General features: G+C 55.4%; 20 protein-coding genes. 15 read left to right on the forward strand and 5 right to left on the reverse strand.

Annotation, left to right across the window (positions count from 1 at the left end; genetic code table 11):
• Positions 1-5 precede the first annotated feature (5 nt).
• The 5 genes from ACCC84_RS01770 (at position 6) to ACCC84_RS01790 (ending at position 4,046) form a co-directional block, all read left to right on the forward strand.
• A complete protein-coding gene (locus ACCC84_RS01770) occupies positions 6-623 on the forward strand; it encodes a DMSO/selenate family reductase complex B subunit (protein WP_004964969.1) in 618 nt (205 codons plus the stop codon).
• Between the two features lies 1 nt (position 624).
• Entirely contained in the window at positions 625-1,485 is an 861-nt protein-coding gene (locus ACCC84_RS01775; RefSeq protein WP_004964966.1) for a DmsC/YnfH family molybdoenzyme membrane anchor subunit, read from the forward strand.
• A gap of 135 nt (positions 1,486-1,620) precedes the next feature.
• Positions 1,621-2,229 carry a Tat proofreading chaperone DmsD gene (gene dmsD / locus ACCC84_RS01780; protein WP_371901487.1) on the forward strand — a complete coding sequence of 203 codons (609 nt, stop codon included), beginning with the start codon at positions 1,621-1,623 and terminating at the stop codon, positions 2,227-2,229.
• Entirely contained in the window at positions 2,229-2,780 is a 552-nt protein-coding gene (locus tag ACCC84_RS01785; RefSeq protein ID WP_004964958.1) for a 4Fe-4S dicluster domain-containing protein, read from the forward strand. The genes dmsD and ACCC84_RS01785 overlap by 1 nt, the downstream gene beginning before the upstream one ends.
• Positions 2,781-2,900: 120 nt before the next feature.
• Positions 2,901-4,046 (forward strand): MFS transporter, encoded by a 1,146-nt coding sequence (locus tag ACCC84_RS01790; RefSeq protein ID WP_371901488.1) that lies wholly within the window; start codon positions 2,901-2,903, stop codon positions 4,044-4,046.
• 52 nt (positions 4,047-4,098) lie between these two features.
• Here ACCC84_RS01790 and pflA read toward each other — a convergent pair whose 3' ends face one another.
• The 4 genes from pflA to ycaO all read right to left on the reverse strand — a co-directional run bounded on the left by pflA (position 4,099) and on the right by ycaO (position 10,533).
• Positions 4,099-4,839: a pyruvate formate lyase 1-activating protein gene (gene pflA, locus ACCC84_RS01795; RefSeq protein ID WP_004964954.1), complete on the reverse strand. Its 741-nt coding sequence runs from the start codon at positions 4,837-4,839 to the stop codon at positions 4,099-4,101.
• A 298-nt stretch (positions 4,840-5,137) separates the two neighbouring features.
• Positions 5,138-7,420: a formate C-acetyltransferase gene (pflB, locus tag ACCC84_RS01800; RefSeq protein WP_004964952.1), complete on the reverse strand. Its 2,283-nt coding sequence runs from the start codon at positions 7,418-7,420 to the stop codon at positions 5,138-5,140.
• A gap of 52 nt (positions 7,421-7,472) precedes the next feature.
• Positions 7,473-8,330 (reverse strand): formate transporter FocA, encoded by an 858-nt coding sequence (gene focA, locus ACCC84_RS01805; protein ID WP_004964949.1) that lies wholly within the window; start codon positions 8,328-8,330, stop codon positions 7,473-7,475.
• A gap of 439 nt (positions 8,331-8,769) precedes the next feature.
• Positions 8,770-10,533, reverse strand: a complete 1,764-nt coding sequence (gene ycaO / locus ACCC84_RS01810; RefSeq protein WP_004964948.1) for a 30S ribosomal protein S12 methylthiotransferase accessory factor YcaO — start codon at positions 10,531-10,533, stop codon at positions 8,770-8,772.
• Between the two features lie 148 nt (positions 10,534-10,681).
• On the opposite strand from ycaO, the gene ansB reads away from it, so the two are divergent.
• The 10 genes from ansB (at position 10,682) to lpxK (ending at position 23,723) form a co-directional block, all read left to right on the forward strand.
• Entirely contained in the window at positions 10,682-11,728 is a 1,047-nt protein-coding gene (gene ansB / locus ACCC84_RS01815; RefSeq protein WP_371901489.1) for an L-asparaginase 2, read from the forward strand.
• A 93-nt stretch (positions 11,729-11,821) separates the two neighbouring features.
• Entirely contained in the window at positions 11,822-12,514 is a 693-nt protein-coding gene (locus ACCC84_RS01820; protein ID WP_004964821.1) for a DUF421 domain-containing protein, read from the forward strand.
• Between the two features lie 249 nt (positions 12,515-12,763).
• The gene (gene serC, locus ACCC84_RS01825) at positions 12,764-13,849 is read left to right on the forward strand and encodes a 3-phosphoserine/phosphohydroxythreonine transaminase (protein WP_198772746.1); all 1,086 of its coding nucleotides are present in this window, start codon (positions 12,764-12,766) and stop codon (positions 13,847-13,849) included.
• Between the two features lie 108 nt (positions 13,850-13,957).
• A complete protein-coding gene (gene aroA / locus ACCC84_RS01830) occupies positions 13,958-15,244 on the forward strand; it encodes a 3-phosphoshikimate 1-carboxyvinyltransferase (RefSeq protein ID WP_004964814.1) in 1,287 nt (428 codons plus the stop codon).
• A 269-nt stretch (positions 15,245-15,513) separates the two neighbouring features.
• The gene (gene cmk, locus ACCC84_RS01835; protein ID WP_004964810.1) at positions 15,514-16,203 is read left to right on the forward strand and encodes a (d)CMP kinase; all 690 of its coding nucleotides are present in this window, start codon (positions 15,514-15,516) and stop codon (positions 16,201-16,203) included.
• A gap of 194 nt (positions 16,204-16,397) precedes the next feature.
• The gene (gene rpsA / locus ACCC84_RS01840; protein WP_004964807.1) at positions 16,398-18,071 is read left to right on the forward strand and encodes a 30S ribosomal protein S1; all 1,674 of its coding nucleotides are present in this window, start codon (positions 16,398-16,400) and stop codon (positions 18,069-18,071) included.
• A gap of 63 nt (positions 18,072-18,134) precedes the next feature.
• Positions 18,135-18,419 carry an integration host factor subunit beta gene (gene ihfB, locus ACCC84_RS01845; RefSeq protein ID WP_004964804.1) on the forward strand — a complete coding sequence of 95 codons (285 nt, stop codon included), beginning with the start codon at positions 18,135-18,137 and terminating at the stop codon, positions 18,417-18,419.
• A 284-nt stretch (positions 18,420-18,703) separates the two neighbouring features.
• The gene (locus ACCC84_RS01850; protein WP_371901490.1) at positions 18,704-20,959 is read left to right on the forward strand and encodes a ComEC family protein; all 2,256 of its coding nucleotides are present in this window, start codon (positions 18,704-18,706) and stop codon (positions 20,957-20,959) included.
• Positions 20,960-20,994: 35 nt separating this feature from the next.
• On the forward strand, positions 20,995-22,743 hold the full coding sequence (msbA, locus tag ACCC84_RS01855) for a lipid A ABC transporter ATP-binding protein/permease MsbA (protein WP_004964799.1): 1,749 nt from the start codon (positions 20,995-20,997) through the stop codon (positions 22,741-22,743).
• Positions 22,743-23,723, forward strand: a complete 981-nt coding sequence (lpxK, locus tag ACCC84_RS01860; protein ID WP_004964796.1) for a tetraacyldisaccharide 4'-kinase — start codon at positions 22,743-22,745, stop codon at positions 23,721-23,723. Before msbA ends, lpxK begins: the two co-directional genes overlap by 1 nt.
• Position 23,724: 1 nt before the next feature.
• Here lpxK and hglS read toward each other — a convergent pair whose 3' ends face one another.
• Complete coding sequence (gene hglS / locus ACCC84_RS01865; protein ID WP_039992258.1) at positions 23,725-25,131, reverse strand: 2-oxoadipate dioxygenase/decarboxylase HglS; 1,407 nt, start codon at positions 25,129-25,131, stop codon at positions 23,725-23,727.
• Between the last annotated feature and the right edge of the window lie 465 nt (positions 25,132-25,596).

Raw genomic sequence — 25,596 nt, forward strand, 5'->3', positions numbered from 1 at the left:
AGCTGATGACTACGCAATACGGATTTTTTATTGATTCAAGTCGTTGCACCGGCTGTAAAACCTGCGAGCTGGCATGCAAAGATTATAAAAACCTGACGCCTGACGTCAGCTTCCGCCGTATCTATGAATATGCCGGTGGTGATTGGCAGCAGGATGGGGACGGCTGGCAGCAAAATGTCTTTGCCTATTATCTGTCGATCGCCTGCAACCATTGTGAACAGCCGGCCTGTACCCAAGTGTGCCCGACAGGGGCGATGCACAAGCGTGATGACGGCTTCGTGGTCGTCAATGAAGAGGTCTGCATTGGTTGTCGTTATTGCCATATGGCCTGTCCTTATGGCGCGCCGCAGTACAACGCCGCCAAAGGACATATGACCAAGTGTGATGGCTGCTATCAGCGGGTGGCCGAGGGTCGCAAACCGATCTGCGTGGAGTCTTGTCCCCTGCGTGCGCTGGACTTTGGCCCGATTGACGAATTGCGCCAACAGCATGGTCAATTGGCTCAGGTTGCTCCGTTGCCGGCGGCGCATTTCACCAAACCGAGCATTGTGCTCAAACCGAACGCCAACAGTCGGCCAACCGGTGATACCACTGGCCATCTGGCCAATCCGAAGGAGGTTTGATATGGGTATGGGATGGCATGAATGGCCGCTGATGCTGTTTACGGTATTGGGCCAATGCGTGGTGGGCGGCGTGATGGTGACGGGATGGGTGCTGATTAAAGGGCAACTGACCGCGCGTGAAACGCAGGCACTGCATCGATCAATGTTCTTTCTGTGGCTATTGATGGGGATTGCCTTTGTTGCTTCCGTTTTGCACCTCGGTTCGCCGCTGCGGGCGTTTAATTCGCTCAATCGCGTGGGCGCTTCGGCGTTGAGCAATGAAATTGCCAGCGGTTCGCTGTTCTTTGCCGTGGGCGGCATTTACTGGCTGCTGGCGGTATTGCACAAGATGCCACCGGCGTTGGGCAAGCTGTGGCTGGGGCTGACCATATTGCTGGGGCTATTGTTTGTCTATGCCATGACGCGGGTCTATCAGATAGATACGGTGCCGACCTGGTATAACGGTTACACTACGCTCGGCTTCTTCCTGACGGTGTTTATCGCAGGGCCGATGCTGGGCATGCTGCTGTTGCAGGCTGCCGGGTTGAGGTTGGCCTGGCGTAATGTGCTGATGATGATTGGCGTGGTTGCGCTGCTGATCAGTCTGGGAGCTGCGATGATGCAGGGCAGTGAACTGGCGACCATCAGCAGTTCGGTCCAGCAGGCGTCGGCATTGATTCCACAGTATGGTCAGTTAATGGTCTGGCGTTTGCTGCTGCTGGTGTTGGGGTTTGGCTGTTGGATCTGCCCGCAGTTGCGCCGTGGTAACGCGAGCGTGGCGGCGTTGGCGCTCGGCCTGATACTGATAGTGGCCGGGGAACTGATTGGCCGCGGGGTATTTTACGGCCTGCACATGACCGTCGGTATGGCGGTGGCGGGTTAATATTGACTACGGGTGCCGTTGGCGCCACTGGATTTCTCATCGTTTTACGGCGGCAGCGACGTGACCGCCGGCGGTCTGGCAAAAAACGGTGTGAACGGTGGCGATTGACGGTGCCCTGTTGGAAATCTGATGCTTATGAAGCTTGATAATATTGCGTTAACCGGCCGTGTGCTGGGGGTGTTGCTGTATGCGCCGCCTGAGAGTGATGAATGCCGTGCCTTGCTGGCGACGATGACAGACCCGGTCTGGCTGGCGGAGTGGCCTTATGGCGAGAACCAGGCTGCGGCGCAACTGATAGCCGAAGGCATTAAGGATCAACAGTCGGAGACGCTTTGCGAGGCTTATCAACGGCTGTTTGTCGGCCCGTATGCCTTGCCGGCGCCGCCGTGGGGCTCGGTCTATCTGGATAAAGAGAACGTTTTGTTCGGCGATTCTACGTTGCGACTACGCAAATGGCTGAGGAATAATGGTATTGATACTCAGCGCGAACAGAACGAACCGGAAGATCATCTTGGCACTTTGCTGATGATGGCCGCCTGGCTGGCGGAAGAGCAACAGGGCCGGTTGTTGCAGGCGCTATTGAGCCAGCATCTGTTGCCTTGGGCGCCACGTTTTCTGAGTTTGCTGGAACAGCATGCCGTCCATCCGTTCTATCTGGGGCTGGCGCAGTTGGCACAAAGTACGCTGAGCGCGTGGGCAGAACAATGCAGCGAACCGGTAGTCGAGCTGGAGCTGCATTTCTGATGAAAAGTGAACCGTCGCTGAGTGCTGAAGGCAGCCAGCGTCGACGGCTGTTCACCGGTTGGGTTACGCGCGCCAGGCAAGCGGAGATGGCTCCCACGCCGCCCAGCGCACGTCCACCGCAGGCGTTGCCCGAAGCACTGTTCTGCGCGGCTTGCAACGGCTGTGGTGACTGTAGCGACGCCTGTCCTTATGGATTATTGACGGTGCAGCAGGGCAAGGCTGTGCTCAACGTCGAGTTTACCGAGTGCGATCATTGCCTGAAATGCACATCCGCTTGCCAGACCGGCGCGTTACGCGCCGGCATGCCGAGCGACACCACTCTGCGGCCGCAAATCAGCGCGAGCTGTCTGGGGCTGCGGGACGGCTGCCGGATGTGCGTCATCAGCTGCCCGCAACGGGCGCTGTCGTTCAACCAGACGGCCAACGCTGAAGCTCAGTGGCAGTGTGACGATCGGCAATGCAATGGTTGCGGACTGTGCAAATTATCCTGCTGCCATGGCCATATTGTGCTGGTACCCACCGGCGAAAAACCTCTGCCGCCCCGCCTGTGAACGAGACTCCAGAAATTTAATAAACATATTGTGCGATCATCATGGATTAGCCGATTGACTTTTTTATCGCCAGTGGCATGATGCGCGCACTCTCATTGCGTGTTCGGTTCCCATTTCACTATGTCCGCATATTCTCGCCCAGTGCTACTCCTGCTCTGTGGCTTATTGTTGCTTACGGTTTCAATTGCTGTATTGAATACTTTAGTCCCCCTTTGGTTAAACCACGCTCAGTTGTCAACCTGGCAAGTGGGGATGATTGGATCTGCATATTTTACTGGCAATCTTGTGGGCACCCTGGTGGCCGGTAAACTCATCAAACGTATTGGTTTCACCCGTAGTTATCATCTTGCCTGCCTGGTTTTTGCCGCTGCAACGGCCGGTATGGCGCTTTCCCTGGATTTCTGGAGCTGGATGGGCTGGCGCTTCTTTGCCGGCGTAGGGTGTTCCTGGATTTGGGTGATCGTTGAAAGTGCCTTGCTGCGCAGCGGCAACCTGAGTAATCGTGGTCAACTGTTGGCTGCTTACATGATGGTGTATTACCTCGGTACGGTGCTGGGCCAACTGCTGCTGAGCATGCTGCCTACCCAGTTGCTCAGCGTATTGCCGTGGGTCACTGCTCTGGTGATCACTGCCATGCTGCCGATGTTGTTTGCGCGGGTTAACCGTGCGGAAGATGAACCGCAGCAAGCAGCGGTCTGGCCGATGCTGAAGCGCCGCAGCGCACGTCTTGGTATCAACGGCTGCATTATTTCCGGCGTTGTACTCGGTTCTTTGTATGGGTTAATGCCATTGTATTTGTCGCATCAGGGTTTTAGTGACGCTAACGTCGGTTACTGGATGGCATTGCTGGTCAGTTCCGGCATCGTCGGGCAGTGGCCGGTCGGGCGCATGGCCGACCGCTACGGTCGGTTGCTGGTATTGCGCATTCAGGTCTTTGTGGTGATTGTGGCCAGCGTGGTGATGCTGGGCAACTATGCGATGGCGCCGTCGCTGTTTATCCTCGGCTGTGCCGGTTTCACCCTGTATCCAGTGGCGATGTCCTGGGCCTGTGAGAAGGCGATGCCGCATGAGCTGGTGGCGATGAACCAGGCGCTGCTGATGAGTTACACCATCGGCAGTCTGGTAGGGCCATCCATGACGGCGATGCTGATGCAGAGCTATTCCGACCGCCTGCTGTTTGTGATGATTGCGGCCGTGGCGCTGGTATATCTGATGATGCTGCTGAAGCGGCCGGATCGCCATCACACGCCGCTGGCTGCCGCCTGAAACTAAAAAACCCGGCGCAATGGCACCGGGTTTTTTGATCCTGGCAGGGAAATCAATACATCACGGTGTGACCGTAACTCTCCAGGATCCCCTTGACGCGATCCATGGTATCCGCTTTTGGCGGATGCACGCCGTCCAGTTTGTACTCTTCCCCCATCGCCACCCATTTGTGTTTACCCAGCTCATGGTAGGGCAGCAACTCGATTTTTTCGATGTTAGCCATGTCCTTGGTGAACTCACCCAGCAAATGGGCAGACCGATCGTCGTCTGACCAACCCGGCACCACTACGTAGCGGATCCAGGTGCGTTGATTGCGTTTCGCCAGATAGCGCGCAAATTCCAGCGTGCGGTGATTGGACACCCCAACCAGATTCTGATGAATATCGTCATTCATTTGCTTGAGATCGAGCATCACCAGATCGGTGGTGTCCAGCAATTCGTCAATCACCGGATCGTAACGACGCACAAACCCGTTAGTGTCCAGGCAGGTATTGATACCTTCCTGATGACAGGCGCGGAACCAGTCGCGCACGAATTCGGCCTGCAAAATGGCTTCACCACCCGATGCGGTCACGCCGCCGCCGGAGGCGTTCATGAAATGGCGATAGGACACGGTGTCCTTCATCAATTCTTCGACGGTGACTTCCTTGCCGCCATGCGTATCCCAGGTGTCACGGTTATGGCAGTAAAGGCAGCGCATCAGGCAGCCCTGAAAGAAGACGATAAAGCGGATCCCCGGGCCATCAACGGTGCCACAGGATTCGAATGAGTGGATACGACCTTTCACAGACATTGCAGGGGTTTCTCCAAAATTGACTGTCAAACGCAGTCTAAAAAGTAGGCGTATAGCGGTCGGCAGGGATCAGCGATGCGGCAGCAGGGCAGTGCCCGAGTGCCAGGGTGGAACGATGCCTGTCGCCGGCTATTTACCGGATAACTGTTTTGCCGGATATCCATCGATTATAGACCTCTGGCAAAACAGACTCTGCAGAGTCAGGGGGCGAGCATGATGTGTTAAAAAGGCCGGAAAATCCGGCCCCGGTGAGCAATCGGCTGGCCGAGAGGGGTTAACCACCCGGCCAGGCAGAGGATTACATCGACTGAGTGAAAGTACGGGTAATCACGTCTTGCTGCTGTTCTTTGGTCAGCGAGTTGAAGCGAACGGCATAGCCGGAGACGCGGATGGTCAACTGAGGATATTTCTCAGGATCTTCCATGGCTTCCAACAGCATTTCACGGTTCATGACGTTAACGTTCAGATGCTGGCCACCTTCGATTGACGCTTCATGGTGGAAGTAACCGTCCATCAGGCCCGCCAGGTTGGCTTTACGTACGTTGTCATCCTTGCCCAGCGCGTTAGGTACGATGGAGAAAGTATATGAGATACCGTCTTTGGCGTAGGCAAACGGCAGTTTGGCAACGGAGGTCAGCGAGGCCACTGCGCCTTTCTGATCGCGGCCGTGCATTGGGTTGGCACCAGGACCGAATGGTGCACCGGCGCGGCGACCGTCTGGCGTGTTACCGGTTTTCTTACCATATACCACGTTGGAGGTAATGGTCAGCACGGACTGGGTCGGCACCGCATTGCGGTAGGTACGCAGTTTCTGAATTTTCTTCATGAAACGTTCTACCAGGTCGCAGGCAATGTCATCGACGCGGGCGTCGTTGTTACCGAATTGCGGGTACTCGCCTTCGATTTTAAAGTCTACCGCCAGGCCGTCTTCGTCACGGATGGTAGAGACTTTGGCGTACTTGATGGCAGACAGCGAATCGGCAGCCACTGACAGGCCGGCGATGCCGCAGGCCATGGTGCGGTAAACGTCACGGTCATGCAGCGCCATCAGGGCAGCTTCGTAGCTGTACTTGTCGTGCATATAGTGAATGATGTTCAACGCGGTTACGTACTGTTTTGCCAACCAGTCCATAAAGTGGTCCATGCGATCCATGACTTTGTCATAGTCCAGCACGTCATCCATCATTGGCGCTTCTTTCGGACCAACCTGCATTTTCAGTTTTTCATCAACGCCGCCGTTGATGGCATACAGCATGGTTTTCGCCAGGTTGGCGCGCGCACCGAAGAACTGCATTTGCTTGCCGACCACCATTGGGCTGACGCAACAGGCGATGGCATAGTCGTCGTTGTTGAAGTCCGGACGCATCAGGTCATCGTTTTCATATTGTACGGAAGAGGTATCGATAGACACCTTCGCCGCGTATTTCTTGAAGTTCAACGGCAGTTTTTCTGACCACAGAATGGTCATGTTTGGCTCTGGCGACGGCCCCATGGTGTACAGGGTATTCAGGAAGCGGAAGCTGTTTTTGGTGACCAGCGTACGGCCGTCAACGCCCATACCGGCCAGCGACTCGGTGGCCCAGATTGGGTCGCCGGAGAACAGTTCGTCATATTCCGGTGTACGCAGGAAGCGCACCATGCGCAGCTTCATCACCAGGTGGTCAATCAGCTCTTGCGCCTGCTCTTCGGTCAGTTTGCCGGCTTTGAGATCGCGTTCGATGTAGACATCGAGGAAGGTGGATACGCGACCAAAGGACATTGCTGCGCCGTTCTGGGATTTTACCGCGGCCAGATAACCGAAGTAGGTCCACTGCACGGCTTCCTGTGCGGTGATGGCCGGGCGGGAAATGTCGCAGCCGTATTTGGCGGCCATTTCTTTAATCTGGCCCAGCGCACGGTGCTGCTCGGCAATTTCCTCGCGCAGCTGGATAGTCATTTCCAGGTCTTCGCCGTTTTCCAGTTTGTCTTGCAGCGACTTGAACTGGTTCAGCTTGTCAGCCATCAGATAGTCGATACCGTACAGCGCTACGCGGCGATAGTCGCCGATGATACGGCCACGGCCATAGGCATCTGGCAAACCGGTCAGTACGCCGGATTTGCGGCAGTTCAGAATGTCTTTGGTATAAACATCGAACACGCCCTGGTTATGGGTTTTGCGATATTCGGTGAACACCTTTTTCAACTGTGGATCCAGTTCGCGGCCATAGACCTTGCAGGAACCTTCAACCATTTTGATGCCGCCGAACGGGATCAGCGCGCGTTTCAGCGGAGCTTCGGTCTGCAAACCAACGATGGTTTCCAGATTCTTGTTAATGTAGCCCGCGTCGTGAGAAATGATGGTAGAGGCGACGTTGGTGTCGAAATCAACCGGCGCATGAGTGCGGTTTTCCAGTTTGATCCCTTCCATGACCTGGTCCCACAGGGTGGTAGTGGCTTGAGTGGCGCCGGCCAGGAACGATTCGTCACCTTCATAAGGCGTGTAGTTTTTCTGAATGAAGTCACGGACGTTGACTTCGTTCTGCCAGTCACCTTTGCTGAAACCTTCCCAGGCCTGGGCTAACTTTTGGTTAAGTTCGGTCATTGTACACCTACCTTCTAATTGTGGATTTCGAACCCGGCGTTGCGATAGCGGCTCAGTGCTGCCGATCACCACGCAGATATATTACCCAGTAAGTCAACCCAACCAGCAGACCGCCACCGATGATATTACCGAGGGTGACAGGAATCAGGTTGTCGATGATAAAATTGCTTACGGTCAGGTGAGCGAATTGCTCGGGCGTTGCTCCTACGGCCTGCCAGAACTCCGGCGTGGCGAGATGCTTGATTACGATGCCCATCGGGATCATGAACATGTTGGCGATACTGTGCTCAAAACCGCTGGCAACGAACATGGCGACCGGCAGAACCATGGCGAACATTTTGTCCATCAGGCTGCGGCCGGAGTAGCTCATCCACACTGCCAGGCAGACCATCAGGTTAGCCAGAATGCCGAGTGACACGGCTTCAACAAAGGTGTGATGCAGTTTGTGATCGGCAGTCTGCAACACGTTCAACCCCCACAGGCCGTTGGCCGTCATATATTCGCCGGAACACCACATCAGGGCGACGAAGAACAGTGCGCCGATCAGGTTACCAATATAGACATTAAGCCAGTTAGTTGCCAGTTGGCGCCAGGTAATACGGCCGCTGGCCTTGGCAATCACGGTGAGGACGGTGGAGGTGAACAGGTCTGCACCGCAGACCACCACCAGCATCAGTCCCAGAGAGAAGCAGATACCGCCGACCAGTTTGGCCAGGCCGAAGGGCACCGCTGCGGTGCCGGTGGTAGCGGTGATATAGAAGACAAAGGCGATTGAAATGAATACGCCTGCGGTTATGGCCAGATAAAACGTTTTAAGCGGCTGCTTGGTCGCTTTATATACGCCCGCATCTTCGGCGACTTTCGCCGTTGCGGCAGGTAATAACAGATCGAAAGGATTGTCTGCTTTCACGCTAGCTCTCGCTCAAAAGGGTTATAACAACGCAATGAGATACTAGCAAAGCGGTATGCGGTAAAAGTTGATTTGGATCATGATGGGCCAAAGTAGAAGGGTCAGAAACGCGAAAATTTTGGCAAAAATTAACTCAACTATTTGTTTTTTATCTAAAAAATATTTTTTAAACTTTGCATTCTTTTTTGAATGGATGGGCGGGGATGCTAGTCTAACGGTTAATTTTTTGTATTTATTTTGCCGTCAAAGGGCAAAATATTATCGTGCAATTAACCTGAATTTAACTTTCTTGTAACCATTGCAGGTCGGGGGAGATTTGCCCTGTGGGCCGCAGATCGCCACCAGATGAAAATGCGCCGGTTTCCCGGCAACATTAGGGTGCTGATCATCGGGCGATTGACAGGCACCGGCGGCAAGCCGTGCGGTGCCCGATCGCGGGTTAGGCTTTTGCCCAGTGGCGGCGTTTCGCCTGCTGCAGTTTTTCGTAGGCAGCCAACAGCGCCTGGTGCGCCGGCAGTGCTTGCAGATCGCTGTCGACGGCGAACAGACCGTTAAAACGCGCTTCGCCGCTCATGGCCGCGGAGGCGGCATCAACGGCTTCCTGGCCGTACATCTTCACAAAGGCGCCGTAGTACTGGGCCGGATCGCGGTCCGGTTCCTGCGCGAGCAGCAACAGCGTTTGCAGACAGCGGTAATAGTTGCTGCGTTGCGCGCTAAGCACCGAGGCGTTGAAGTCCTGCGTCCATTCGGTCCAGATTAGCGCCTGATCCATATCGCCGCCGGCCAGCGCCAGCATCGACTTCAGCTCACCGACGCGCAGCGTGTGCCAGGCGTTGTCCTTACCGGAGGCAATGCCCAACAGTTCGCGTACGCGGGTGAAATCATCCAGCCCTTCATCATCCAGACGTTCGATCAGCGCCAGATATTCCTCCGGCGCCCAGTCGCTGTCCGGCAGCGCCAGCAGCAGATCGCGCAGATGTGCGCCCATGCTGTTGTTGGCCAGCAGCAGATCTTCGGCCGGATAAATGTCGGACATCCCCGGTACGATGATGCGGCAGGCGTAGACGCCCAGATGTTCATAGTCGGCGATGTACACTTCCGCGTCTTCTTTCTTGAAGATCTCCATCAGGGTTGCGAACTCTTGCTGGGTACTGCCGCTGAAGCTCCAGTCGACGAAGGGATAATCCGCATCCCGCTTGAACATATCCCAGGAAATCAGGCCGCTGGAATCAATAAAGTGCGTTTCGAGGTTGGCGTGTTCGGCCACTTCTTCGTCATCGAAGGTCGGCGCGGTGAACACGTCGAGATCCTTCAGACTGCGGCCCTGCAACAGCTCGGTCACGGTGCGCTCCAGCGCTACGCCGAAATCGGGATGGGCACCGAACGAGGCAAAACAGGTCCCGTTGGCCGGGTTGAACAATACCACGCAGATCACCGGGTAGTCGCCGCCCAGCGAAGCATCATAGGACAGGATCGGGAAGCCTTCTTCTTCCAGTTTGGCGATGGCTTCAACCACCCCGGGATAGCGGTTCAGCACCTCGGCCGGGATCTCCGGCAGGCTGATTGACTCGGCGATGATGCGGTTTTTGACATAGCGCTCGAACACTTCCGACAGGCCTTGCACACGCGCCTCGCTGGCGGTGTTGCCGGCCGACATGCCATTGGAAACGTACAGATTGCCGATGATGTTCATCGGGATATATACCGTTTCCTGATCGGACTGGCGGGTGAACGGCAATGCACAGATACCGCGATCGCCATTACCGGATTGCAGGTCGATCAGTTCGCTGGCGCGTACTTCCTGCTCAGGATTGTAGAACGCATGCAGGCGCTGATCGAGGATACCGGCCGGCAGGGAATCATCCTCCGGGATCGGGAACCACTTCTCGTTGGGATAATGTACGAAATCGCCCTCGGCGATCTGCTTGCCCAGGTAGAAGTCGGCAAAGAAATAGTTGGTCGACAAGCGTTCGAAATATTCGCCCAAAGCGGAAGCCAGCGCGGCTTTTTTGCTGGCGCCTTTGCCGTTGGTGAAGCACAGCGGGCAATCGCGATCGCGAATATGCACCGACCAAACGTGTGGAACCGGATTAAGCCAGGAAGCTTCTTCGATATTGAAACCCAGGTCGCTTAATTTCTGTTGGAAACGGCTGATGGAATCTTCCAGCGCGGCGTCTTTACCGGGGATAAAAGTCTGCGTCATTGTCTTCACTTTTTGAGCGTACTAAAAACGCGCAATGATACGGGTTTTTGCCAGCAAGCTCCATGTATTCCTAAAGCGCAGCGGGTGTCACAGTTTTCATCGTGGCAAGGGGGATAATCCAGCGCATTATTCACCATGGAGAAAGCGAATGAAATCAATGAAAATCAGCGTACTGGCGGGGTTATTGGCCGGATTTAGCGGGACGGCGCTGGCATTGCCATCGATCACCATTCTGGCCACCGGCGGCACCATTGCCGGCGGTGGCGAATCAGCAACCCAGTCCAGTTATACCGCCGGGAAGTTGGGTGTTGATGCCCTGCTGAGCGCGGTACCGCAGTTGAAACAGTTGGCGAATGTGCAGGGGGAACAGCTGGTAAGCATCGGTTCACAGGATATGAATGACCAGGTGTGGCTAACGCTGGCAAAGAAAATCAACGCCGATTGCGCCAAAACCGATGGCTTTGTCATCACTCATGGTACCGATACGCTGGAGGAAACTGCCTATTTTCTCGATTTAACGGTGAAGTGCGACAAACCGGTGGTGATGGTCGGTGCGATGCGCCCGGCAACGGCGATGAGCGCCGATGGCCCGTTCAATCTGTATAACGCGGTGCTGACGGCCGCCGATCCGCAATCTGCCAACCGGGGAGTGCTGGTGGCAATGAACGAAACGGTGCTGGATGCCCGCGACGCGACCAAAACCAGCACCACTGCGGTCCAGGCCTTCCAGTCGCCGAACTTTGGCCCGCTGGGTTACATCCACAACGGCAAAATTGATTATCAGCGCACGCCGCAACGTAAACACACCACCGCGACGCCGTTTGATGTCAGCAAGCTGGATACCCTGCCGAAGGTTGGCATTATCTACAACTATGCCAACGCGTCCGATGCTCCGGCCAAGGCGTTGATCGCCGAGGGTTACCAGGGGATTATCAGTGCCGGCGTGGGCAACGGCAACCTGTATAAAACCGTCTTCGACACGCTGGCGAGCGCCGCGCACCACGGTGTGGCGGTCGTGCGTGCCTCTCGGGTTCCGGGGGGAGCCACCACCGAAGATGCAGAAGTCGATGATGCAAAATACGGTTTTGTTGCCGCCGGTGCGCTCAATCCGCAAAAAGCCCGCGTATTGCTGCAGTTGGCGCTGACGCAAACCAAAGACGCCCGCCAGATACAGCAACTGTTTAACCAATATTGAGAACTGGAGCGCGTCCTGTCAGGGCGCGCACCTCCCAATGTCAACGCAACGGCTAAGCTATAAGGCATCTTTCTTGCTGGAGGAGTAGTCTGCATGCGTGCGTTCGATATTAAGCGTATGGCGTTTGATGAAACATCCGTGGCGTTTCTGGCGGAGGTGGCAGCGCGAAGTCTGTTTACCTTCCTGCTGGTGTTCCTGTTTCTGAAAATGTCGGGGCGCCGTGGCGTCCGGCAGATGTCACTGTTTGAAGTGCTGATTATCCTGACGTTGGGCTCCGCCGCCGGAGACGTGACCTTCTATCATGATGTACCGCTGCTGCCGGTGTTGACGGTATTTGTCAGTATCATGGTGCTGTACCGGGTTTCCACTTTTCTGATGGACCGTCACCGCAAGGTGCAGGACTGGATGGAGGGACGGGCGTTGGTACTGGTCGACGACGGGGTATTTGCCTGGGATACCATGCGTCAGGAGAACATTACCCATGACGAATTCTTTATGGAGCTGCGGCAGGCCGGCGTCGAGCACCTGGGGCAGGTGCGGCTGGCGATTCTGGAAGTCAATGGCGGCATTTCGGTCTATTTTTACCCGCCCGATCGGGTTCGACCCGGTTTGCCGGTGTTGCCATCGCAGTGCGTGACCGCCGTCGATCGGGTTGAACAGGACGGCGATTTTGCCTGTAGTATTTGTGGCATGATTGCACCGCTGCTCAGTACGCAGCAGCATCAGTGTCCACGCTGCAAGAATGACCGCTGGATCGCCGCACTTTCTCATCGGCGAGTTGGCTGAATACAGCATAAAAAACCGTGATAAGCCGCTGAATTGGCCGGTGTCATAGCGTTTTATCGCAAAAAATGGCCAACGTATGGCAGAGGCTGTTACCGCCGTTGTAGGCAGTTTCCCGCCGTCGGGCGAATAAGCGTTGCAGCGGGGGGGCGCGAGTGATAAAACCGATGTGCTGGATATCACATTATCCGGCCAGGGGCGTATTTCGGTTAGCCAAGCTGATTGGCGAAATAGTGAATGTGGTGAGGGGAAATGACTCAGGTTTATAATTTTAGTTCTGGCCCGGCTATGCTGCCGGTAGAAGTTTTGCGTCGCGCGGAACAGGAACTGTGCAACTGGCACGGCCTCGGTACATCGGTGATGGAAATCAGTCACCGCAGTAAAGAGTTCATCGCGGTGGCCGAGCAATCCGAACAGGATCTGCGCGACCTGTTGAAAGTCCCCTCCAACTATAAAGTCCTGTTTTGCCACGGCGGCGCGCGTGCACAATTTGCCGCGCTGCCGTTGAACCTGCTCGGTGAGCAGACAACCGCCGATTACATTGACGGCGGTTATTGGGCGCACAGCGCGATCAACGAAGCAAAAAAGTACTGTTCGCCAAACGTGATTGACGTTAAAACCACCGTTGACGGTTTGCGTGCCATTGTGCCGATGAGCCAGTGGCAGCTCAGCGATGACGCGGCTTACGTTCACTATTGCCCGAATGAAACCATCGACGGCGTTGCCATCGATGAAACGCCAGACTTCGGCGACAAAGTGGTGATCGGCGATTACTCTTCGACCATTCTTTCCCGTCCGCTGGACGTTAGCCGCTTCGGGGTAATTTATGCCGGCGCGCAGAAGAACATTGGTCCGGCCGGCCTGACGCTGGTGATCGTGCGTGACGATCTGCTGGGCAAGGCGCGTCGCGAAGTCCCGTCCATTCTTGATTATACCGTGTTGGCCGAAAACGACTCGATGTTCAATACGCCGCCGACGTTCGCCTGGTATCTTTCCGGTCTGGTGTTCAAGTGGTTGAAGGAACAGGGTGGGCTGGTCGAGATGGAAAAACGCAATCGGGCCAAAGCCGATCTGCTGTACACCACCATTGACAGTTCCGACTTTTATCGCAGCCAGGTGGCGAGCACCAACCGCTCGTGGATGAACGTACCGTTCCAACTGGCCGATGCGGCGTTGGATTCGCTGTTCCTCAGCGAAGCCGAAGCCATTGGCCTGCAGGCGCTGAAAGGCCACCGCGTGGTCGGCGGCATGCGCGCCTCTATTTACAATGCGATGCCACTGGCTGGCGTGCAAACATTGACTGATTTTATGGTGGACTTTGAACGTCGCCATGGTTGAGTGCCGTCGCCCCCGATAGTGGGCGAGGTTGGCTGTTGTTGCAATAAAGCGGCTCCGGCATGATTCCCGGGGCCGTTTCGTTTATCAGATTTGGAGAGTTTTGTTCACATGGTGGATTCCCTGACGTTACAACCGGTTGCTTTGGTCAATGGCACCGTCAACTTACCCGGCTCCAAGAGCGTTTCCAACCGGGCTCTGCTGCTGGCGGCGCTGGCGGCGGGCACCACCCGGCTGACCAACCTGCTGGACAGCGATGACGTGCGGCACATGCTGAACGCGTTACAGGCGTTGGGGGTAAGTTATCAACTGTCTGCCGATCGCACCGTTTGTACGGTTGACGGCGTCGCCGGGCCGCTGGTGGCCAAACAGCCGCTGGAGCTGTTCCTTGGCAATGCGGGTACCGCCATGCGTCCGTTGGCTGCGGCATTGTGCCTGGGTAACGGCGAGGTGGTGCTGACCGGTGAACCGCGCATGAAAGAGCGGCCTATCGGTCACCTGGTCGACGCCTTGCGTCAGGGCGGCGCGCAAATCGACTATCTGGAGCAGAGTGACTATCCGCCGGTGCGACTGCGTGGCGGGTTTAGCGGCGGCAACGTTAGCGTCGACGGCAGCGTTTCCAGTCAGTTCCTCACCGCGCTGCTGATGACTGCACCGCTGGCTGAGCAGGATACGCATATCCATATCAAGGGCGAGCTGGTATCCAAACCGTACATCGACATCACGCTGCACCTGATGCGTACCTTCGGGGTTGAAGTCAGCCACGAGGATTACCGCGTGTTCCACATTCGCGGGCAGCAAACCTATGTGTCGCCAGGTGATTACCTGGTGGAAGGCGATGCGTCTTCGGCCTCGTATTTTCTGGCAGCGGCGGCGATCAAGGGCGGAACGGTGCGCGTAACCGGTATCGGTACCCACAGCGTGCAGGGCGACACCAAATTTGCCGATGTGCTGGCGAAGATGGGCGCGCATATTACCTGGGGTGATGATTTCATCGAATGTCACCGCGGTGAACTGAATGGTATCGATATGGACATGAACCATATCCCGGATGCCGCGATGACCATCGCCACCGCCGCGTTGTTTGCCAACGGCCCAACCACGCTGCGCAATATTTACAACTGGCGGGTGAAGGAAACCGACCGTCTGGCGGCGATGGCCACCGAGTTGCGCAAGGTTGGCGCGACGGTCGACGAAGGCGAAGACTACATCCACGTAGTGCCGCCGGCCAAATTGCAGTTTGCGGAAATCGGCACCTACAACGATCACCGCATGGCGATGTGCTTCTCGCTGGTGGCGTTGTCCGACACGCCAGTGACCATTCTTGATCCTAAATGTACTGCCAAGACCTTCCCGGACTATTTCGACCAGTTGGCGCGTATCAGCCAGTTGGCGTAACGGATCCCTTGTTGATATAGGCTCTTGAACGGGCCTTTATTATTTTTATCCGTCAAGTTCCCTGTTTCTTCTATACTTTTTTCCCATCAGTGGCCTTATTTTCGCCAACCGGAGAGATGCAGGGTAACAGTTGACCCGGTACCCGCGTATAATACGCCACCGAATCCGCCCCGACTGGGCTGGACGGCAGGGACGCGTATATTTTGCTGTCGCCGCGATGTTGGCGGCAGTTGAGTCCCTGTGAGGTTTTTTACCCGAAGGAGAGAGAAATGACGGCTACAGCCCCGGTGATAACCGTTGATGGACCAAGTGGCGCAGGCAAAGGCACCTTGTGCCAGGCATTGGCCGAATCCCTTGGCTGGCGTTTACTGGATTCCGGCGCAATCTATCGCGTGCTGGCCCTGGCTGCGCTGCATCATCAGGTTGATATCACGTCAGAGGAAGCGCTGGTCCCGCTGGCCGCCCATCTCGACGTCCGTTTTGTTGCTGAAAACGGCAAGCTGCAAGTGATTTTGGAAGGTGAGGATGTCAGCAATGAAATCCGCACCGAAACCGTAGGCAATACCGCGTCTCAGGCCGCCGCTTTTCCGCGGGTGCGCGAGGCGCTGCTGCGTCGCCAGCGGGCATTCCGCGAGGCGCCAGGCCTGATTGCCGACGGCCGCGATATGGGCACGGTGGTGTTTCCCGACGCGCCGGTCAAGATTTTCCTTGACGCCAGTTCGGAAGAACGCGCACACCGCCGCATGCTTCAGTTGCAGGAAAAGGGCTTTAATGTTAACTTTGAACGTCTTTTAGCCGAGATAAAGGAACGGGACGACCGTGACCGTAATCGGCCGATTGCGCCTCTGGTGCCGGCTTCCGATGCCCTTGTGCTGGATTCGACCAGCATGTCGATTGACGAAGTCATCCAGCGTGCGCTGGCATATGCGCATAAAGTTCTGGCGTTGCCGCAGCAATAAGCGCGGCGGCGTTTTTGGCTTTTTGTCAAATTTGTCATCGAATTGACATAGCAGTATCATGATATATCGGGTAAAATTTTACCCCTGTAACCTAAACCCAGTCGGCATGGAGCCAATGGCCGGGTATGTTAAACAACCCCATTCGGCGGGACGCTAAATGGACGTTAAACTAAAGAACCCTGAAGATTAACAACATGACTGAATCTTTCGCTCAACTCTTTGAAGAATCCCTGAAAACAATCGAAACCCGCCCGGGTTCCATCGTTCGTGGCGTTGTAGTTGCTATCGACAAAGACATCGTACTGGTTGACGCCGGTCTGAAGTCTGAGTCTGCCATCCCGGCTGAGCAATTCAAAAACGCCCAGGGCGAACTGGAAATCCAGGTTGGCGACGAAGTTGACGTTGCTCTGGATGCAGTAGAAGACGGCTTCGGTGAAACCCTGCTGTCCCGTGAGAAAGCTAAACGTCACGAAGCTTGGATCACGCTGGAAAAAGCTTACGAAGACGCTGAAACTGTTACCGGTGTTATCAACGGCAAAGTCAAAGGTGGCTTCACTGTTGAGCTGAACGGCATCCGCGCGTTCCTGCCAGGTTCTCTGGTAGATGTGCGTCCGGTACGCGACACGCTGCACCTTGAAGGCAAAGAGCTTGAGTTCAAAGTCATCAAGCTGGACCAGAAACGCAACAACGTTGTTGTTTCTCGTCGTGCAGTCATCGAATCCGAGAACAGCGCAGAGCGCGATCAACTGCTGGAAAACCTGCAGGAAGGCATGGAAGTCAAAGGTATCGTCAAGAACCTCACTGACTACGGTGCATTCGTTGATCTGGGCGGCGTTGACGGCCTGCTGCACATCACCGACATGGCTTGGAAACGTGTTAAGCACCCAAGCGAAATCGTCAATGTGGGCGATGAAATCACTGTTAAAGTGCTGAAGTTCGACCGCGAGCGTACTCGTGTTTCCCTGGGCCTGAAACAGCTGGGCGAAGATCCATGGGTTGCTATCGCGAAACGTTACCCAGAAGGCACCAAGCTGACTGGTCGTGTTACCAACCTGACTGATTACGGCTGCTTCGTAGAAATCGAAGAAGGCGTTGAAGGTCTGGTACACGTTTCTGAAATGGATTGGACCAACAAAAACATCCATCCGTCCAAAGTTGTTAACGTGGGCGACGTAGTGGAAGTTATGGTTCTGGACATCGATGAAGAACGTCGTCGTATCTCCCTGGGCCTGAAGCAGTGCAAATCCAACCCATGGCAGCAGTTCGCAGAAACCCACAACAAGGGCGACCGCGTTGAAGGTAAAATCAAGTCTATCACTGACTTCGGTATCTTCATCGGCCTGGACGGCGGCATCGACGGCCTGGTTCACCTGTCTGACATCTCCTGGAACGTTGCAGGCGAAGAAGCAGTTCGTGAATACAAGAAAGGCGACGAAATCGCAGCTGTGGTTCTGCAAGTTGACGCAGAGCGCGAGCGTATCTCCCTGGGCGTGAAGCAACTGGCTGAAGATCCGTTCAATAACTACCTGTCTATGAACAAGAAAGGTACTATTGTTACTGGTAAAGTCACAGCAGTTGACGCTAAAGGTGCTACAGTTGAATTAGCAGGCGGCGTAGAAGGTTACCTGCGTGCATCTGAAGCCTCTCGCGACCGTGTTGAAGATGCAACTCTGGTTCTGAACGTAGGCGACGACGTTGAAGCCAAATTCACCGGTGTTGACCGTAAGAACCGCGTTGTAAGCCTGTCCGTACGTGCTAAGGACGAAGCTGACGAGAAAGATGCTATCGCTACTGTTAACAACAAGCAGGAAGAAAGCAACTTCTCCAACGCTATGGCTGAAGCCTTCAAAGCGGCTAAAGGCGAGTAATGACGGTGGGGCGGTCTCTGACCGCCCTGATACGGTAGTTTAGCTGCAAAGCTTGGAGGAACAATGACCAAGTCTGAACTTATTGAAAGACTTGCTGGCCAGCAATCTCATATCCCGGCGAAAGCCGTTGAGGATGCAGTGAAAGAGATGCTTGAGCATATGGCTGCGACATTGGCCGATGGCGAGCGCATCGAGATCCGCGGATTCGGCAGTTTTTCTCTTCACTACCGTGCTCCGCGCGTAGGTCGTAACCCAAAAACCGGTGATAAGGTTGATCTGGATGGCAAGTACGTCCCGCACTTTAAACCAGGTAAAGAGTTACGTGACCGCGCCAATATCTATGGCTAATGTCTGATTGACCATAGAGTTGTTGCTTGTAAAAAATATAAAACGGTGCCCTTGGGCGCCGTTTTTTTTCGCTGAAATTTATCCCTGCCTTATTGGTCGCCAATCGCGCACGCACCGTTGTTTATGCGACACGGCAAGCATTTCCCTGCTGCAAGCCACGCTAGCAGCTAACGGTTTGCGCAGCGCATTCCGTGATTGGTTTTATCCCCCTGCACATCAGCTCGTCCCGACGTAACATCCGGTTATAGCGACCTTTTGTCAGGGAGAAACCTATCAGACTGTCAATGGATATTGCCGCCGCCGCCGTAGTGGTCGGCATGTTGCCGATCTTGTTTATGTCGCAATTGCCCACCTGGCAAATGCTGTTGGGGTTGGCGACGCTGATGGTTGGCTTGTGGCGTCAAACCAGTAGCGCGTTATGCCAGACCATGGCGTGGGCGCTTTGTGGGCTGGTATTGGCGTGCTTGAGCGCAAACGTCGTCATGCAGCAGATCGCCACCCTCAGCGAAAAAACCGTCGAGGTAGTCGCTACCGTCAGCAGCGTGAGACTGACAGGCAGCGAACTGGCCAAAATTCAGTTCAGGATTGAACAGCACGATCGACGCTGGCTTTTCCCTGCGCTGTCATTCAATGCCCGTTTGAAAACGCCCGACTGGTGCGCCGGTCAGCGGTGGATGCTGAGGGTTGGTTTCAGACCGGTACACGCTAACCTCAATCAGGGGGGATTTGATAGCCAGCGTTGGGCCATTGCCCGCCGTCAGCCGCTGACCGGTTACATTCACGCTGCCAGGCCGCTTGATACGCAGTGTGGCTTGCGGCAACGTATCATCACGGCGGTAGAACGACGCATCGGTGCCCTGGAGCATCGCGGCACCATGCTGGCACTGGCCTTTGGCGAACGGGTGCAGGTAGCTCAACGGCTGCGTGAACGGTTGCAAAAAACCGGCATTGCTCACCTGATGGCAATTTCAGGCCTGCATATTTCTCTGGCCGCCATGATGATCTGGGGGCTGGCGCGTTTAGGGCAGGCTTTACTGCCCGCGCGCTGGATCGGCTACCGTTTGCCATTGCTGATTGGCACCGGGGTGGCGTTGGGATACGCCTGGCTGGCCGGTGGCCACCCGCCGGCGTTGCGTGCTGCGATCGCCTTGACGCTATGGGTCATATTACGCTTGCGCGGCATATGCTGCTCCTCCTGGCAGGTGTGGCTGTGGTGCATTTGTCTGATACTGCTGAGCGATCCGCTGGCGATACTATCCGACAGTTTTTGGCTATCGGCACTGGCGGTTGCCGCGTTGATTTTCTGGTTTGAATGGGCACCGCTACCTCGGCGTTTTAGCGCAGCCTGGTATTGGGCGCCGTTACGCTGGCTGCACATCCAACTGGGGATGACGCTATTATTGCTGCCAATGCAGTTTGGTCTGTTTCACGGGGTGTCCTGGACCTCGTTGCCGGCCAACCTATGGGCGGTACCGATCGTTTCGTTACTGTCGGTACCGCTGATTCTTACCGCCGTGGTGTTGAACAATGTGCCGATGCTGGGCGAGTATTTATGGTTGGCAGCCAATCAAACGCTGGTTTGGGCGCTTTGGCCGCTGCCCTGGTTGGAGCAGGGGTGGGTACGCATCAGTTCGGGGCTGATGCAGTTCAGCGTACTGGGGTGGCTGAGCGTGGCGGCCTGGCGTTTCGGCTGGTGGCGCAGCTACCCGACGGGGTGCGCTGCACTATTTCTCATATTCCTGGTGTGGCGCGAACGTCCACCGGAACACCGTTGGCGGCTTGATATGTTGGATGTGGGCCATGGTCTGGCGGTGGTAGTCGAGCGTAATGGCAAGGCAATCATGTATGATAGCGGCAATCGGTGGAATACCGGCAGCGCGGCGCAGCGCATCATATTGCCGTATTTGCGCTGGCGAGGCTTGCAACTGGAACATATCTTTATCAGCCATAGCCATCTGGATCATATTGGCGGGCTGCCGGAGTTGCTGCAGGCGTTCCCGCAGGCCAGTGTCCACTCGCCCCTGAGCGAGGCGGGGCACTTGCCATGTATACAGGGGCAGCAGTGGCATTGGCAGGGGTTGCGCATTAAGGCGCTGTGGCCACCACGGCGGGTGAATTATGCCACCAATGATGACTCCTGCGTTATTCGCCTGGATGATGGGCAACACAGCGTTTTACTCACCGGCGATCTGGAAGCCAAAGGGGAAGCGGCGTTGCTGCGTCAGCGGGCCAATTTGCCCGCCACCTTACTGCAGGTGCCGCATCACGGCAGCAAAACGTCGTCAACGCCGTCTTTTTTACGGGCGGTGGCACCGAAAGCGGCGTTGGCTTCGGCTTCCCGCTATAATGTTTGGCGCTTACCCGCAGAAAAAATCATCAGTCGTTACCGGAAAAATAATATCAGTTGGCATGATACGTCGCGTGCCGGACAGCTCAGCGTACTTTTTTTCGACAATGATTGGCAAATTAATGGCTTTCGAGAGCAATTAATGCCCCGTTGGTACCATCAGCGGTTTGGCGTAGAGAGGGATAATGAGTAAAATAGGCCGCTATTTCTTCCAATGCTGGTATTTGCATGATGAATGATAAAGATCTCTCGACCACGCAGACCTTCCGTCGATTGTGGCCGATGATCACACCTTTCAAGTCAGGGCTGATTGTGGCCGCCATCGCGTTGATTCTGAACGCCGCCGGGGACACATTGATGTTGTCCCTGCTTAAACCTCTTTTGGATGATGGTTTTGGTAAAACCGACAGCAGCGTTTTACTCTGGATGCCGCTGGTGGTGATTGGCCTGATGCTGATGCGCGGCATAACCAGCTTCGTTTCCAGTTACTGCATCTCCTGGGTATCCGGCATGGTGGTGATGCAAATGCGCCGCCGTCTGTTCGGCCACATGATGCGCATGCCGGTGGCATTTTTCGATCAGCAATCGACCGGTACCTTGTTGTCGCGCATTACCTATGACTCCGAGCAGGTCGCCTCGTCATCATCCAGCGCGCTGGTGACCGTGGTGCGTGAAGGGGCCTCGATTATCGGCCTGTTCATCATGATGTTCTACTACAGCTGGCAGCTGTCGGTAATTCTGATTATCCTGGCGCCGATTGTGTCGTTTGCCATCCGAATGGTATCGAAGCGTTTTCGCAATATCAGCAAGAATATGCAAAATACCATGGGGCAGGTTACCACCAGCGCTGAACAAATGCTGAAAGGGCACAAAGAAGTGCTTATCTTCGGTGGCCAGCAGGTGGAGACCGAGCGCTTCAACTCCGTCAGCAACCGCATGCGTCAACAGGGCATGAAACTGGTTTCCGCCTCGTCGATTTCCGATCCGATCATTCAGCTGATTGCGTCGCTGGCGCTGGCGTTTGTGCTGTTTGCCGCCAGTTTCCCAAGCGTAATGGAAACGCTGACCGCCGGTACCATCACCGTGGTGTTCTCGTCGATGATTGCCCTGATGCGTCCGCTGAAATCGTTAACCAACGTCAACGCGCAGTTCCAGCGCGGTATGGCTGCCTGTCAGACGCTGTTCTCCATTCTGGATATGGAGCAGGAGAAAGATACCGGCACGCGCGAAGTACAACGTGCCAAAGGCGATATCGAATTCCGCAACGTAACCTTCTGCTATCCCGGCAAGGAAACGCCAGCGCTGCGTGATATCAACCTGAGCATTTCAGAAGGCAAAACGGTGGCGCTGGTGGGACGTTCCGGTTCGGGCAAATCGACCATCGCCAATCTCCTGACGCGTTTCTATGATATTCAGCAGGGCGAAATCCTGATGGATGGCCACGATCTGCGAGAATATACCCTGGCCTCGCTGCGCGATCAGGTGGCCCTGGTGTCGCAAAATGTGCATTTGTTCAATGACACCATCGCCAACAATATTGCGTATGCGCGCGAAGATCGTTACAGCCGTGAAGAAATCGAAAAGGCCGCGCGTATGGCCTATGCGATGGATTTCATTGAAAAAATGGACAATGGTCTGGATACGGTGATCGGCGAAAACGGCGTGATGCTCTCCGGTGGTCAGCGCCAGCGAATTGCCATTGCCCGCGCACTGCTGCGCGATTGCCCGATCCTGATCCTTGATGAAGCGACCTCGGCATTGGACACCGAATCCGAGCGTGCAATCCAGGCTGCGCTGGACGAGTTGCAAAAAGACCGTACTTCGCTGGTGATCGCACACCGTCTGTCTACCATCGAAAAAGCCGATGAAATTCTGGTGGTGGAAGACGGGCGTATCGTAGAGCGTGGCGAACATCATGAGTTGATCGCCAAACAAGGCGCCTATGCGCAGCTGCATCGTATGCAGTTTGGTGAATAATGATCGATCGCATCTGGTCAGGCAGTTCGCTGCTCTATCTTTTACTGTTGCCGCTCTCCTGGCTGTATGGCCTGGTGAGCGTACTGATACGGCTCAGTTATCGTGTTGGTTTGCGTAAAAGCTGGCGTGCGCCAGTGCCGGTGGTGGTGGTCGGTAATCTGACCGCCGGCGGTAATGGCAAGACGCCGATGGTGATCTGGCTGGTTGAACAATTGCAGTCGCGTGGCTATCGGGTAGGGGTGGTGTCTCGGGGTTATGGCGGGAAATCACCGGTCTACCCGCTGTTGCTGGATGCACAAACCACAACGCAACAGGCCGGTGACGAGCCGGTGCTGATTTACCAGCGTACCGGCGCCCCGGTGGCGATTGCGCCGAAACGCGCCGCTGCGGTACAGGCTTTGCTACAACGACACCATCTCGATCTGGTGATCACCGATGACGGCTTGCAGCACTATGCGTTGCAGCGTGATTTTGAGCTGGTGGTGATTGACGGTGTGCGTCGGTTTGGCAACGGTTGGTGGTTGCCGGCTGGGCCAATGCGTGAGCGGGCCGGGCGGTTGGACACGGTAGATGCCCGTATCGCCAACGGCGGCGTGGCGCAGCCGGGTGAAATCGCCATGCGACTACAGGCGCGTGAAGCGGTAAATATGGTCAGCGGTCAGCGCCTGGCGGCAGAACAATTACCACGGGTGGTGGCGATGGCCGGCATCGGTCATCCACCGCGCTTCTTTGCCACGCTTGAAAACCTGCGGGTCAACGTCGAGCGGGAGGTGTCGTTTGCCGACCATCAGCAATATGACCTGGCACAACTGTCCGAGCTGACTCCTCAGGGGCAAACCCTGTTGATGACCGAGAAAGACGCGGTTAAATGTCGCAGTTTTGCGCAAGCGGATTGGTGGTACTTGCCCGTCGATGCGGTGTTGCCGAACGAGCAGGCAAATACCCTGTTGCAGCGTATTGAAACCTTGCTGAAAAACTAACTTACAGCGCCAGCGCGTCAAGTCCCAACGCTTGCGCGCAGGCCTGTACAGAACGCTGCTGCGTTTGCTGATATAACGTCAATTCATCGATCACTTGCGCACCCAGCGCCATCTCAAAGGCCGAGCGGCTCGACGCTGCATTATATTGTGCGTGCTGATTGTCTCCCAGATTTGATTGGAAGATGCCCGCCGCGCTGACCGGCAGAAAATCCTCGTATACCAGCGGTTGGAAACGCACATAATCTTGCGCGATCAGCTGTTCCAGCGAGCTGTGTTTATCAAGGCTGTCTTTGGCCGCCAACCCGCACTCGGTGGGGAAGTAGCGGAACCATGCCAGCTGCTGTTCGCGCAGGGTGGTATAATCGTCGGGAAACGATTGGAAGTTATCCTGTAATAACTGGTTATACCGATCGGCATTTTTTTCGCTCGGCGCCGCCTGCAAGGCATGGTTGGTGGCTTGCAGCAAACGGTCGTACAGCGCCCGGCCTTTCGGCGTCAGTGCGACGCCGCGTTGTTCAATTTCGCCAAAGCGTGCGGTGTGGTGGCCGGCAACCGTAGTGCCGTTGTGTTCGACAAATGCCACCGGCTCTTCAAGCGCCTTGAAGCTGGTTTGCCGTAACAGGATCGGGCATTTACGGCGAGGCGGGCCTTCAATCACCGCCTTCGGCGTAATGCCACGCTGCGGCATGCCGTCTTGCACCAGGTCGATATCCAGCGTACGCGGCGTCAGGTGGTTGATATGCGGGCCTTTAAAGGCCACCACGTCGGCGATTAAACGGTGTTGGTCGTGCAGTTGCCGATACTCGGCTGCGCTGACAGTCGCCTGGGAGTGCCAACGAAAGGTTTCCAGCGCCTGTTCGATAAACTCGCTTGCCTGTGTGCGGTCGAGACCGCCTTGCGCCTCGTGCAGGGTGATGAGCTCCAGCGCTCGCTCGGTGAAGATCTGCCGGCGGCCCAGCAGTCGTTCAGCCAGTGCGCGCAGTTCGGGCTGTTCAATCAATTCCAGACGCAGCAGTGAGGTAAATACGCGAAACGGACTGGTTTGCAGATCTTTTTCATGTACCGCACGAAATGCGGTGGAATGCACGGGGACACCAGCGACCGCCAGATCGTAATAACCGACCGGCGCCATGCCCATAACGTTAAACAGTCGCCTCAGGGTAGCCAATTCGTGGGCGGTACCAACCCGAATGGCGCCATGGCGTTCCATTGCCAGCCGCTCAATCTCACCGGTAATTTGCAGTTGATGCGCCAACTCGGCGTCATTACTCAACAGTTCCCGGTTGGTTTCGGCCACCAAATCAAGCAGAGCGCCGTATAACGGCACTTCCTTTTGATACATATCAGACATGGCATGCGAGAATTTGGCACGGATTTCATTCGGTGAGATGAACTGCTGGGCGGTCATGCGCATAGCTCCTTAATTCAGCATAATCTGAAATTATTATTTTCGGCGATCGTACTGGCCAGGCGGCCATCTGCCTTGTTTTCAACTCAAGTTTAGCTATCTGACCATGGTTTTGTTATAACCGGCTCAAACATATTAGATTTTTATGCGTTAGCTCTCATTTGCTGACGTTTGCGCGCTGCGTATGGGTATCTGGAAGCGGAGAAGGCTTGCCGACGGGCAGTTTTTTATAAAAATAAAACCAATGTAATCATTGTGATAAAATTAAACTGTGGGTTAAATTAAAAATGGTTTGATAAACCACTTGTGCTTGTCGTTGTTTTATGAGTAAATGCAAGTCGGCCTGTGATACAGACCTATTTATGTTCGAGTTTAGATTTAGATGTTGAGTTATGCAGTTCCTTCAAAGTCGTTATCTTTCGATTCCGCTTCAAAGACGAACCTTCTAAGTATCTCCCATAAGTA

Source organism: Serratia odorifera (genome assembly GCF_041448735.1).
GTDB classification, from domain to species: domain Bacteria; phylum Pseudomonadota; class Gammaproteobacteria; order Enterobacterales; family Enterobacteriaceae; genus Serratia_F; species Serratia_F odorifera.